The organism is Flagellimonas sp. S3867 (assembly GCF_014698935.1).
Taxonomy (GTDB): Bacteria; Bacteroidota; Bacteroidia; order Flavobacteriales; family Flavobacteriaceae; genus Flagellimonas.
In genome coordinates this window covers 1169287-1184089 of record NZ_JACVMN010000002.1, presented here as the reverse complement: position 1 = coordinate 1184089, position 14803 = coordinate 1169287, and the positions used below count along the sequence as shown (strand labels likewise).

Sequence of the window (14803 nt, the reverse complement as noted above, 5' to 3'; positions counted from 1 at the left end):
ATTATTTCTTATATCCTAAAGGAATTCAAACTTTTATAAATCAAACATTTTAAGCTAACTTAAGGCTTATTAACAATAACCTAACTCTAACAGTATGATCAAAAGACTTCATTACTTTTTAATGATTGTGTCGCTTTTTTGCCTTCAAGGCATATCGGCACAGGGAAAAACCGTTTCAGGAACGGTTTCTGATTCGAGTACCGGAACTCCGCTTCCTGGTATTACCGTAGTCGAAAAGGGTACCTCAAATGGTACTTCGACCGATTTCGATGGAAATTACACTATCAATGTTGCGGGTGATGCTGCCATATTGGTATTTTCGGCCATTGGCTATACCTCAAGAGAGGTGGCTGTTGGCGGACAGTCTGTTGTTAACACTACCCTAGGAGAAAGCACAGAGGCTTTGGACGAAGTAGTTGTGACAGCATTAGGACTTACTAGAGAAAGGAAATCTCTAGGATACTCCGTGACCGAATTGGACGGCGATGCGGTTTCCTTAATAAAGGATTCCAACGTTGCCAGTACATTAGCCGGTAAGGTTGCAGGTGTTGTGGTATCAAAATCCACTTCAGGTGTTGGTGGGGGTACACGTGTTATTATTCGTGGTAACAACTCATTGAATGGAAACAACCAACCGCTATATATTGTAGATGGTGTTCCGATTGACAACGGCACCAACGCTACAGCAGGAGCCGGAGAATTTAATGTTCCCGATTTAGGAAACGGTATTTCGGATATCAATTCAGATGATATCGAATCCATATCTGTTTTGAAAGGACCAAACGCTGCCGCCCTTTATGGGTCCAGAGCTGCAAATGGTGCGATTATCATCACCACGAAAAAAGGAACTACCGGCAGAGGTTTAGGGGTAAACTATACCGCTAGTGTTACTTTTGAAGATCCTTTGGTAATTCCAGAATACCAAAATGAATTTGGCCGTGGTACCGATGGCAATTTTGTGACCATTAATCCATCCGATCCATTATCTACTCAAGTAAACGCGGTTAGAGGAGCCGGTTCTTGGGGACCAAGATTTGATGGTTCACAGCAATTGGCCTACAATGGGCAACAAAGAGCTTACTCTGCACAACCTAACAATGTAAAAGATTTCTTTAGAACAGGCACTAGTTTGGTTAACACCATAGCTTTGAGCGGGGGTAACGAGAAAGCATCCGTAAGATTTTCATATACCAATTCTGATTTGGAATCCATGCTTCCAAACTCCAATGTAAAGCGTAACAACTTTAACATTCGTGGATTTGCGCAATTGAGCGACAGACTTACCTTGGACGCTAAAGCCACATACTTCATCCAAGAGGCTAAAAACAGACCTAATCAGGGAACTGAGGGGGTTATGGCATATTTATGGCCTATTGCACGAAATGTGAGCAATGCAGATATGCGGGTATTTCAAAATACCGAAAATCCAATTGATCCCAATGACCCTTTTGCAGTTATTGGCCCTGTAGGCATAGGCGCAAACCCTTACTGGATTTTGGAAAACGATTTCAACGGGGACAAAAGAAAGCGATTTATAGGCTTGGTTAAGCTGGACTATAAGTTCACAGACTGGCTATCTGCTTTGGCAAGAGTTGGTACTGACCAAGTTACGCAAGATACAGAGGCTTATACCGCTGTAGGACATCATTTTTTCCCTAGAGGACGAATTTCATTTGGTAAAAATGATGATACAGAGACCAATTACGATTTCTTGTTAATGTTTAATAAAGATGTTAGCGATAAGTTGAATATTACTGCCAACGCTGGTGGAAACCTTAGACATTCCACTGGGATAAATTCACGTACTAGTGGTGAAGATTTCAAAATTCCAGGTCGCTATTTCTTAAACAATACGGATGGAAGTTTGATTACTGCAAGTCAAAGTGATTTAGTGGAAAAAAGAGTGAATTCACTATATGGTCAAGTTTCTTTTGGCTATGATGATGCAGTTTATTTAGATCTTACCGCTAGAAATGACTGGTCATCTGCGTTAGCTGAAGAAAATAGATCTTTCTTCTACAGTTCCGCCAACGTAAGTATTTTGTTGGATCAAGTTTTCAATCTTCAAGGTACTGCGGTTGATATGCTTAAACTAAGAGCAAGTGTTGCTAGTGTAGGTAATGATACCGATCCAAGACAAATTACAAACTTGTTTACGGTTGCCGGAAACGGTTTTCTTGGGAATACGCAGATCAATAGACCAAACATTAGGTTTAGCGAGAGTCTACGTCCGGAAGATATTACTACAACAACCATTGGTGCTGAATTCAGATTATTCGGCAATAGGTTATACGGAGATATTTCCTACTATGATATTTCAACCAAGGATTTGATTTTCGATGTTCCGGTTGATCCAGGTACGGGTTTTAGTGCTTTCAGGGAAAATGTTGGAGAAATCTCTAATAAGGGTATTGAGATCTTAATAGGAGGTACACCAATCCAAACCGACAATTTCACATGGGACATCTCTGCCAATATTTCTAGAAATAAAAACAAATTGGTTGATTTAATAGAAGGTCAAGAAAACTTCCAGTTCAGTAGTAGTAATGGTGGTATAGTTGATGTTCGTGCCCAAGTTGGTGATGGTTTTGGGGATATTTATACAACCACTTGGTTAAGAAATGATGCAGGCCAGCTAGTTGTTTCTGCCGAAGGGCGTCCAAGAGCTACTGCAGAGCGTGAAAAATTTGGAAACTACCAACCCGACTACTCTGGTGGTATTACAAATACCTTTAGGTATAAAAATTTCACATTGAACACTTTGGTTGATTTTAGAGTAGGCGGAGAAGTATTCTCTTTCACAGATTCAGCCTTAGACGGTTCGGGTGTTTCCGAAAGATCGTTGGAATTCCGAGATGGAGGTGTTTTGGTAGAAGGTGTTGTGGATGATGGTAATGGCAACTTTACTCCCAACACTACCACAATTAGTGCACAAGATTACTGGGGTGCAGTAAGCGGTATTGGCTCGGAGTATGTTTTTGACCAGACTAACTTCAGACTCAGGGAGTTAAGTGTAAGTTACCAATTTCCTAATAAATTGTTAAAAGATACGTTTGTACAAAATGCATCGCTTAGCTTTATTGGTAGAAACTTGTTCTTTATTTACAAAAAAGCCGATAACTTTGACCCAGAGTCAAGTTATTCTACATCAAACTTTGGCCAAGGAGTTCTGTTCTATGCTTTGCCAACATCCAGAAGTTTAGGCTTAAGTTTAAATGTTAACTTCTAAAAATTGCAATTATGAAAAACAACACATTAAAATTATTGGGTCTTGCCGTACTAATGTTCGCTGCGAACAGTTGTACCAAAGACTTTGATGAGATCAATACCGATTCGCAGGGTTTTACCGCGGATGAGGTAAGTGCCAAGTTCTTTTTGACCAGTTCACAGGTAGGGCTTTATGCCCCAGATAGATTTGTATACTGGAGAGCTCAACTAATCCATTCTGATAGATTTGCAGGTCACTTTACCTTTGGACACAACTCCTCTTGGTGGAGCGACGGTTTGGCCTATGACTTCAACGGAAGTTATACAGATGCCACTTATGGCTGGCTGGCCGGTTATTTCGGTAACATTAAATCTTTCGGCGACCTTACTATAGAAGGCGGGGAGTTCGAAAATGAGTTTATGTTTGCCATGTCGTTGATTATGAAAGGATTATACTATCAAATGTACACCGATACCTTTGGCATGGTTCCCTATACTGAAGCTGGTGTTGATGGTATTTTGACCCCAAAATATGATGACCAAAAGACCATTTACAAAGGTATCATTGCGGACTTAGATCAGGCAATGGCAATAATCGGAGACACCGAAAGAACAGGTATAGGTGTTGACGATGCTGGTTCAAATGACATTTATTGTGGTGGAGATTTGCAGCAATGGAAGCGATTGGCCAATACATTAAAACTAAGAATTGCCATGAGAGGCTATGGTGCGCCAGGTGACGACTTTGCTGCCGCAGCGATTACTTCCGCAATGAGTGCTCCTTTATTGGACGCAGCTTCTGGAAGTGTGACCATGCGTAAAGATTTTGAAATTAGCAAATGGTCTTCTGCTGCATATGGTGATGTATGGAATGATTTTGGCGGTGGTTCGGACTGGACAGTTTCCAGTACTTTGGTAAACCTTCTAAAGGACAACAATGATCCACGATTAACAGTTTATGTAAAACCTGCTAAAGGAGGTACATTCATTTATGACTCCGCTGCTTCCGATCCACCAGATCCAAATTTCCAAAATCGTCTTGACTTTATAGTTGCTGCTCTTGATGCTGCTGGGGCAAATTACACTATATCAACAGCTGGAACTGAGACAACTATTGAACTAGGTTCTGGCCAGTTTGTAGGCCAGCCTGTGCGTATCAATGGAGATACCTATCCTTTTGTACGATATGACTTGTTCTCTACGCCTGCAGATGATATCATTCAGTCGAGAGGAAAAGAAGCTGATGGATATCCAGAAATTATCCTATCTAGTGCAGAAGCATATTTCTTACAAGCAGAGGCCATAGTAAGAGGTCTTGCTGCAGGAGATGCACAAGCCATGATGAATGCTGGTATAGAGGAAGCCATGAAACTATGGGGAATTTCTGGTGGTGATGCTGCCAATTATGCTTCCCAACCTATTGCTGATATAACTGGCGGAACAGATGATGAAAAGATTGAAAAAATCGCTACGCAACGCTGGTTGGCAGGTTATACTGATGGATTTGAAGCTTGGGCCGTTGTAAGGGACATGGGCTATCCAGCAGAACTAGCCAATGGGGTTTCTGATCCCGTGATATTTGCTTTAGGTGATGATTTAAACGGAGTGTACCCACAACGTATGCGTTATGGCTCTGGTGCTCAGGAAAATCCAAACTTTGATGCCGCACTTAGCGCGCAAGGTCCAAATGAGCAAGGTGTCACGCTGTGGTTCGCTCAATAACAATCTTGCTATAAAGTAATCCATTAAGTAGATTAATTTGTAGTTTGAGTTAGTTTTATTCATAGTTAATTAAGTAAAGGAAGAGCAATCTTCCTTTACTTTTTTATAAATTTCCCTCAACTTTCACCACCCATGCCGTTCATTAGGGTTTTAAATTTTTGTTGATGAAAAAGAAGGCAGCTAAAAAAATTCAACCGCTACTCATTTTATGTTTGGTGTGCTTAGCTTCATGTAGCTCTGAACAGGGTGACCCAGCATTTCTTTTCGAAGAATTGGATAATGACGATACCAATATTCACTTTGTGAATATTAATGTGGAAAATGAACTTACCAATTCCTTTTTATATGAGTATGTGTACAATGGCGCAGGGGTAGCCGTTGGCGACGTCAACAATGACGGTTTGGAAGATATCTATTTTACTTCCAATTTGGAAAACAATATACTTTACTTAAATGAGGGAAATCTTGAATTTAAAGACATAAGCAAGATTTCAAAAACCACAGGCAAGAGAGGATGGTCAACAGGCACAAATATGGTGGACATCAATAATGATGGCCTGCTGGACATCTATGTTTGTAAATCCGGTCCTTATGAAAGAAAATCAATGCTTCAAAATGAGCTTTTTATAAATAAAGGACTCAATGAAAAAGGAATTCCAGTCTTTCAAGAGTCTGCAGCCCAATTTGGTTTGAATGATACCGGTAATTCCATACAGTCCGCATTTATTGATTATGATCTGGATGGTGATTTGGACATGTACCTGATGAACCATAATCCCCAGACCTTTACCCTGGGCAATACCGAATCTTTTTCACCGCTTGGTGATCGTTTTTATGAAAATCAGAATGGAAAATATGTAAATGTGACCAAAGAAGTCGGTATCTATTCCAATGCTGTTTCTTATGGGCTCGGTGTAGGTGTTAGCGATATGAATAATGACGGTTGGCCCGATATTTATATTTCCAATGATTACGATGAACCAGATTATTTCTATATCAACCAACAAAACGGCACTTTCAAAGAGGTTATAAAAAACGCGACCAATCATATCTCCAATTTCGCTATGGGGAATGACATTGCCGATTTTGATAATGATGGTTTTGTTGACATAATTACCCTTGATATGGTTTCTGAGGACAATTATGGTATGAAAACAAGCATGGCAAGCATGAATCCACAGAAATTCAACAATAATGTGAACGCTGGCAAGCATTATCAGTATATGTATAACACCCTACAAAAAAATAGCGGTCATATTGATTCTGCTGGGATTCCATTTTTTTCAGAAGTGGGGCAAATGGCCGGGATTTCGAATACCGATTGGAGTTGGGCGCCACTTTTAGCCGATTTTGACAATGATGGTGATAAGGACATCTTCATTTCCAATGGAATAAAAAGAGATTTCCGTAACAAGGATTATTTCAACAATCTCCAAAAATATCTTCGAGAGCATCATGATGCACTTACCAATCCAAAAAAAATAAACCACCTCATAGAGACCACACCACACCGTCCACACGTCAACTATTTTTATAAAAATAACGGAGGCCTTGCCTTCGAGAACACCTCAGAAGTTTGGTTAAAAAACCCCGAAAGCACCTATTCTAATGGAGCCGCTTATGCCGATTTGGACAATGACGGTGATTTGGACATGGTTGTTAATAATGTTGACGCCAAAGCAACCATACTTAGAAATAATTCAAACTTGCTGAGACCTAATTATTTAAAACTTCAATTCAAAGGGCCTGAGCAAAATTCAATGGGTATAGGTGCCAGAGTAAAAATATACACACAAGGCAAAGAACAAGTTTATGAGAACTACAGTGTAAGGGGCTATCAATCTTCGGTCCCTCCAAAAATAATAGCAGGTCTTGGAACTGAAAATTCTGTCGACTCACTGGTAATTACCTGGCCTGGAAATAAGATACAACGGTTGAACAATCCAGATATAAATACAGTGATAACGGTTTCGTATAATCCTGAAGAAAATCAAGGTAATAACAGTCAGGAGGCAACAGTAAAGACATTTGAGTCTTTATCAATTTCTCCGGAACTTAGACATACCGAAAACGAATTCGATGATTATAAATTTCAAGTATTGCTACCGCATAAAATGTCAAACTTTGGTCCGGCCGTTGCTGTGGCTGATGTAAATGGCGATAAAAGGGACGACCTGTTTTTAGGACAAAGTACCGGTACACCTTCTGTTTTATATGTTCAAAATTCAGATGGAACCTTTAAGCAACACCAAGCATTCGAAAAGGGTGCAATTTATGAAGATGTAGATGCCCAATTCTTTGATTTTGACAATGACGGTGACAATGATCTTTTGGTAGCATCTGGCGGTAATGAATTTCAAGTAAACTCATCCAACTACGCTGACAGATTATACGAAAATCGAAATGGAAAATTTGTGCTTAGAAAAGACCTATTTCCACAAATTTCTGTAAGCAGCTCAAAAATTAAGATTGCCGATTATGACAATGATGGGTTTCAAGATGTTTTTATTGGAGGTAGGTTTATTCCCCAAGACTACCCCTCCCCTGCAAACAGTTATCTTTTCAAAAATGAAAACGGCAAGTTTATCGATGTAACAGAAAATGCTGCCCCAGAACTTATAAATATTGGACTTGTTACTGATGCCTCTTGGACCGATTATGATCAGGATGGTGATTTTGATCTAAGTGTTGTAGGCGAATGGATGGAACCAACGTTTTTCACAAACAATAACGGAAACTTTAGCAAAGCGGATTTCAGCTCCTTAAACGGTCTATCTGGATGGTATTTTTCCATAAAATCTGTCGATTTGGACAATGATGGTGACCAAGACTACGTATTGGGCAATCTTGGACAGAATTACAAGTACAAGGCCGATGAAAAAAATCCTTTTGAAGTCTACTATAACGATTTTGACGACAATGGAAAAAAAGATTTGGTACTTGGCTATTACAATTTTGGTGAGCTTTATCCGGTCAGAGGTCGTGAGTGTTCTTCACAACAAATGCCCTCCATCAAAGAAATAACCCCTTCCTACGACCTTTTTGGAAAATCAACCATTGCTGATATCTATGGACCTGAAAAGCTGTCCAAAGCGCTTCATCTAGTCTCATACAATTTCAAAAGTGGAGTATTACTAAACAATGGTAACGGTAATTTCGATTTTATGGAATTCCCGGAAATGGCACAAATTTCATCCATAAATGCCATTTTAGATTATGATATTGATAAGGATGGTTTGAAAGATATGATCATTGCTGGAAATTTGTTCGCCTCCGAAATTGAAACGCCCAGAAACGATGCGGGATACGGAATGGTTCTTAAAAATAGCGGAGAAGGGCAATTTGAAGCAATTAATGCGGACAAAACAGGCTTGTTTTTATCCCAAGATGTCAAGAACATGAATTTTATTGACATTTTAGGAGAGCTACATATATTGGCTGGAAACAATAATGAAGAACTGAAATTGGTGAAACTATCCACAAATCCAACTCCCTGATTTTGGAAAAAGAAACCTATATAATTGGTGTCGATGTTGGTGGAACCCATATTTCCTCGGCCATTGTCGCATTGAATCAGAAGAAGTTGTTAGAAAACACGTATGCGACCAGTCATGTTGCCAACATGGAATCACAAGAGACAATCTTGGACACCTGGGCCAACTGTTTGAACAAAACCTTGAAAAAAGCAAATGGATTACCATTAACAGGCATCGCTTTTGCCATGCCTGGGCCTTTTGATTACAACATGGGTGTGGCAAAATATCCTGAAGGTTTTAAGTATGGCGGATTGTTTGGAACCGATATCGAAAAAAGTTTGAATCCATTATTAGCACATAACAAGGTTTTGCCCGTCCGTTTTTTGAACGATGCCACTTCTTTTGCCGTTGGCGAAGCATGGTTGGCAGAAAGCGAAGGGTATAAAAAACAGTTATGTATTACCCTTGGCACAGGTTTGGGTGCCGGTTTTATTGATAACGGAATTCCGGTTACGTCAGGAGGCACAGTTCCTCCCAATGGAATTCTTTGGAACATTCCCTACAAAGATGGCATCGCGGACGACTACTTTTCAACAAGGGGATGCATCAACGGCTATGCAGAAGCAACTGGCAGAACCGTTAAAGGGGTTAAACAACTTGCCGATGCTTACGACAACGACTTTAATGCCAAACAAGTATTGGAGAACTTTGGCGGTGATTTGGGGCGTTTTCTTTCTCCATGGCTTACAAATTTCGATGCCGATGTCTTGGTCCTGGGCGGCAATATCTCCAAAGCGTATGGTTGTTTTGGCAATACATTGCAACAAGTTTTTAATGCAAACGCATTGTCTATAACCATCAGAATATCCAAACACATGGAAAAGGGTGCAATTATCGGTTGTACTCGACTGTTCGATGACACCTTTTGGCAATCAGTTAAAAATGATTTGCCGAGTATTTAGAAGCTCAAGCTCATATTTTCCAGCTGAGCTTATAACGAACGGCTAGTCCAAACCCCCTATTCATAAAATGAAACAGGCCATCCATAAGGTGGGAGCATTTTATTATGTTGCTTCACTGTATGTTTGTTTCAGATAGCGTTTAAACAATCCTACACAATTTTAGGACTTAAGTTACAAACTGGTTTAGCGCTAATCCATATAGCAATGCACTTTTTAAGGCTATTGGTCATAAAAGTGTTTAGTTTAGTTGAGGTTTCCATTGCACCAGGGAATTACGCCCTAATTCTCTGGTTGTAATGGATAAACAAAAAAGTGCATACTCCATTTATTTAATCTATATGCTTAAAAGAGCCGCATTCAATAGCGGCTCTTTTTATTATAAGGCAATCTTCTGATTTACAATCATATAACAAAATCCAATCTGTTATTCCTGTCGCTATAAATTCAATTTGCTCATTTATCAATTGAAATGGCCCTTTCATTCATTGGGCATCAAACATGTCATTCCATTATACTCTCTTTGTCACCAAATAATAACACCAAGAAAATTTATCAACCTTTAAACCCCAATCCCATGTATTTTAGAAAATTATTGTTGGGCATTATGTTCACATGCGCTCTGGGCTTTGTCCAAGCACAATCTTATTCAGGATTCTTAATGGATAATTATAGTGGAGTCCACAGCATTATCTCAAATCCAGCAAATATTGCCGATTCAAGACTTAAGTTAGATATCAATCTAATCGGCATAAGTGCATTCTTTGGAAATGACTATATCGGTTTCAAACTCAAAGATGCCTTTGCCGATTATAGTAAAGTTTTCGATGAAGCCAGAACTTTTCCATCATCCAACAACTCCATGGGTTGGAACATAGATGTTTTAGGACCATCAGCCATGTTCAACATCAATGAAAAATCAGCCTTGGCTTTCTTCACTAGAGGTCGTGCCTTTTTTAATGTAAACGACGTGGATGGCTCATTGTTAGAAAAAGAAGGAGGTTTTGATGAAAGTCAAGATTTTAATATCAGTGAGGGAGTAATTTCAGGAGCCACAAATGTATGGGCAGAAATCGGCCTTACCTATGCCAGAGTGCTCCTTGATAATAATGAACACTTTATTAAAGGTGGACTTTCTTTAAAATACCTCCAAAGTGCTGGGCACGCCTACTTTTATAGCACTAATGTTGGTCTTTTTTATACCGCTGCAACCCGGAACATAGAAACCACAGGAGAGCTCCTTTTTGCTAATTCTTCCACATCGGATGACGGTGGCAATTTTGAAATAAACAATGGCAGTGGATTTGGTGCAGACTTGGGCCTTGTATATGAATGGCGGCCCGATTATGCCAGTTATACTAAAATTGATAAAAACGGAAATACCATAGCGGATGCAGGCAAAAATAAGTACAAACTAAAACTTGGTGTTTCCATAACGGATATCGGCCAAATTAAAAACTCTGCGGGAAGGGAGTTCACCTATAATCTTAACACAAACCAAGATATTGACAATTTTGATGGAGCCTCTTTGGAAGATGCCTTGGAAAACAATTTTGAAATTACAAGGGTAATCAATTCCCAAAATTCCATATTACCTAAAGCATTGCACACCAACGCCGATTGGAATATTAATTCCAAATTCTACTTAAATCTTAATGCAGATATGCCATTGAACACCAAGAACACTGCAAACGCCAATAATATATTGAGTGAAGTTTCATTGACCCCTAGATATGAAAGCGCTTGGCTAAGTATCTATTCCCCATTTCGTGTTGTACAATATGCAGGGCTACAATGGGGTGCAGGGCTTAGAATGGGACCAGTGTATTTGGGGTCAGGTTCCATTATATCCGTAGTATTCGGAGATACTTCAAAATCTTTTGACCTGTATGCCGGCATCAAAATTCCGTTTTACCAAAGTAAATTAAAGGATAAGGACAATGATGGCATCGAAGATATTTCTGATGATTGCCCAGAAACCCCTGGCCCAATAGAAAATAATGGCTGCCCATGGGAAGATACCGACGGTGATGGAATACTTGACAAAGACGATGATTGTCCACAAATAGCAGGTCCTAAAGAAAATATAGGCTGTCCTTGGAAAGATTCGGATAATGATGGGGTTTTCGATAAAGACGACGATTGTCCGACCGAACCAGGTCCAAAAGAATACAATGGCTGCCCAGATACCGATAGTGATGGCCTGATTGATAAAGATGATAGGTGTCCTAAAATTGCTGGAGAGATTGAAAACAAGGGATGTCCGGACACAGATAAGGATACTCTGGTGGATATCGATGATCAATGTCCCAATGTTCATGGACCACTCAGTAACAATGGCTGCCCTGAAGTTACCCAAGAAGTCCAAAAACAATTGAACGATTATGCAAAGACCATTCTGTTCGATACCGGTAAAGCAACCATTAAAACAGAATCTGTTTCTACCATGGTCGATATCATCCAGATCTTGAACGAATATCCAAATGCCAAATTCACGGTAGAAGGCCATACCGATAGCGTAGGTAGTGCCTCCAGCAATCAAAGATTGTCCGAGGCTCGAGCAAACTCGGTTAGGGATTTCTTGATCAATGAAGGTATAACCCCAGATAGATTGTCCGCCATCGGATTTGGAGAAGAAAAACCAATTGCTTCAAACACCACCAGAATAGGAAGAAAACAAAATAGAAGAGTAGAAATTAACTTAATAAAATAGCTGTCCTTGTTCCATAATCAATTATTAATTAAGAATGTAAGGTTTGGTGTAACTCGTGTATTCTTAAAACAAGGATGGTTGACCGCCAAGTAGTTTTCTTGGCGGTTTTTAATAGAAGGTTAGTCAATTTAATACGAAAAATCGCAATTATCTATTTTTATTTTCTTGAATAAAAAGATGTAAAAGAATAAACAAATATCATAAAATCATCAGATTAAGTCTTTGTTGGTATACCCATTTGGGCTTTTCATCAATTGTAAGCACCCATAGATAAATTGTCCTCCCAAAGGTGGCTTTCAAGTTCGTTATTTTAATATATAATCCATCTTGTTTTTTTCTTCAGTGGAAAGACATGAGTAAAACCTACTTGCGCATGATCAAATTTCTACCCTCTCATCCAACTTGCTATCCAAGAGCAAAAATTGAGCTGAATCAGCATACCCTCAAAAGGATATTACAAATTTCACCGGTCTTGTTACTGTTGTTTTCTTCAATCGGCACATTTGGCCAAGAAATCGACGTGGACACTTGGTTTAGGGCAGACAAAGCCGTAAATGCAGACCCAGCGGCATTCTCATTCTGGCAACCAGAACCAGGAGTTCCTGGTACTTTTGGAGTTCCAGGTGGTGATGGCACTTCTGTCATAAGATGGTACGATATAGTTGATTTCACCTCCCAAGATGCAATAGAGCATCCTGTTCCAGCAGATTATCCGTTAGATTGGACACTTGGTGGTTTTGATTATCCTTTTGGGGCACCAGGCTTCCTAACTCCAACAGGAACAATCCCCGATGTTCCAGTGTTCCGCAGAAACCCTACCGACAACATTAATTTTAATCCCGTAGTACAATTTGATGGAAGTGGAGATGGCCAAGCATTGCATTTCCGAAGCCATTCACGTGACAGCATTACGCTTTTTATTGTCTTCAAAGCTTTGGGGGCAGGAAATAGTGCGGAAACCCAACGCTTATTATTTGGCGGTGACATTAGTGTTCACCATAGTTCTACCACCAATCTCTCCCTTGGTATCTCAAATGGGAACCGCTTTTCTATAGGTAGAACATGGTTGAATGATTTTGGAGGTTATTTTCAAAGCGGAGGTATTGACTTGCTTGGCGAACCTACAATTGGAGTTTTTTCCAGGGAATACGATTTCCGCCCAATGACACTAAACCCTTTTGAAACCCTAACCACTTATGTAAATGGTATTGAGGATATTTCAGTTCAACGAGACCACTCAAGAGCCGATAATGGGCTTCATATTTTTAATAGATTAGGCAAACATTTTAATAGCAGTCTTTCCAATCGAAACTTGAGTGGCGATATTGCCGAAATCTTATTGGCCGATGGTTTGCTAACTGACAACCATAGACGAAGAGTAGAAAGCTATCTTGCCATTAAATATGGTGTAACCCTATTTGATGGAAATCAATTGGGCAGCATTGTTGGAAACGATAGCTACAACTATTTGGCAGCCGATGGCACCATAATTTGGCAATCCGAACCTACCTATAAACATGATATAGCAGGAATTGGTGTGGATAGATACCAAGATGGAGGAACAATAGAGTTGCGCTATATCATAGATCAACGCATCTCCAAGAGTGTCAATTCTGATGCTATTGTCACCATGTCCACCAACACGGATTTCAGCACCGATAATCTTGACCTTACAAGAACAAGGATTGATGGTGACAGATTCTCATATGACCATAACTATTTGCTTTGGGCCAATGACGATGCGAGTATAAACCAAACCAATGTAGAATTACCTCCTACCCTACTTGTTATAAACTCAAGAATAGCCCGAGAATGGAGGGTACAAAAGACAACTTCTGCTGGAAGAACTCCAATTTCAGGAGTGAGTGTCCGTGTGGACCTTTCCGGTTCGAACATAGCAAAAGTTGCCTGTGCTCTAAAATTATTGATTGATATCGATGGAGATGGAGATTTCACCACGGGTGACATAACCATGATCGACGCCACAAGTGTAGATGGATTTGGCAATGTCTATTTTGACGATATAACCTTTTTGCATAATGAGGTTTTTACCATAGGGTTTGGCGACACCACACCTGATATTACTAGTAATCCAGGCAATCAAGATGTTTGTGATGAATATGTACTCCCAAATATTGTTGGTACAAATCTCACAGGTAATGAAGCTTATTATGATGCCTCTGGCGGCCCAACTGGTGGAGGGAATCAGTATGCTCCGGGAGATGTGATTACAGCATCCGGCACCTACTATATTTATGACACCACAGGCGCACCACTTAACTGTTTTGATGAGGAATTTTTTACAGTCAACATTGATATTTCACCAATTGTAAACGCCGGTAGTGATGAAGAAATTTGTGCTACAGAAATTTTTGATCTGGGTCTTTCATCTATTGTTCCTACCGCCAACAATCACAGTAGCATCCTATGGAATACTTCAGGTGATGGTGGTTTCAATAATCCTATCTTGTTTGATCCATTTTATACCCCTGGGCCAAATGATATTGTCAATGGCAGTGTAACGCTCACGCTTACAGCAAATGGAAATGGTAGCTGCCCAGCTACAAATGATGATATGATACTGACCATAAACAGCACACCCCTGGCCGATGCCGGCAGCGGGGGCGACGTCTGCGACATCGCCAATGCCTTTGTCACCAGTGCCTCCGCATCCAACGGCACCGGCACATGGACCAACCAGACCCCCATGGTCGGCAACGCCACCT

Annotated in this window: 6 protein-coding genes; all 6 read left to right on the top strand. The window is 40.1% G+C overall.

Going from position 1 to position 14803, the window contains the following annotated elements:
- Window positions 1-94: 94 nt before the first annotated feature.
- A complete protein-coding gene (locus IAG46_RS13035) occupies window positions 95-3229 on the top strand; it encodes a SusC/RagA family TonB-linked outer membrane protein (RefSeq protein WP_190810784.1) in 3135 nt (1044 codons plus the stop codon).
- 11 nt (window positions 3230-3240) lie between these two features.
- Window positions 3241-4929 (top strand): SusD/RagB family nutrient-binding outer membrane lipoprotein, encoded by a 1689-nt coding sequence (locus tag IAG46_RS13030; RefSeq protein WP_190810783.1) that lies wholly within the window; start codon window positions 3241-3243, stop codon window positions 4927-4929.
- Window positions 4930-5093: 164 nt separating this feature from the next.
- Window positions 5094-8426, top strand: coding sequence for a VCBS repeat-containing protein (locus IAG46_RS13025; protein WP_190810782.1), 3333 nt, complete (start codon window positions 5094-5096; stop codon window positions 8424-8426).
- 2 nt (window positions 8427-8428) lie between these two features.
- Entirely contained in the window at window positions 8429-9367 is a 939-nt protein-coding gene (locus IAG46_RS13020) for an ROK family protein (RefSeq protein ID WP_190810781.1), read from the top strand.
- A gap of 574 nt (window positions 9368-9941) precedes the next feature.
- Window positions 9942-12077, top strand: coding sequence for an OmpA family protein (locus IAG46_RS13015; RefSeq protein WP_190810780.1), 2136 nt, complete (start codon window positions 9942-9944; stop codon window positions 12075-12077).
- Between the two features lie 373 nt (window positions 12078-12450).
- Window positions 12451-14803, top strand: a 2353-nt coding sequence (locus tag IAG46_RS13010) for a hypothetical protein (RefSeq protein WP_190810779.1), incomplete at its 3' end; no start/stop codon positions are given.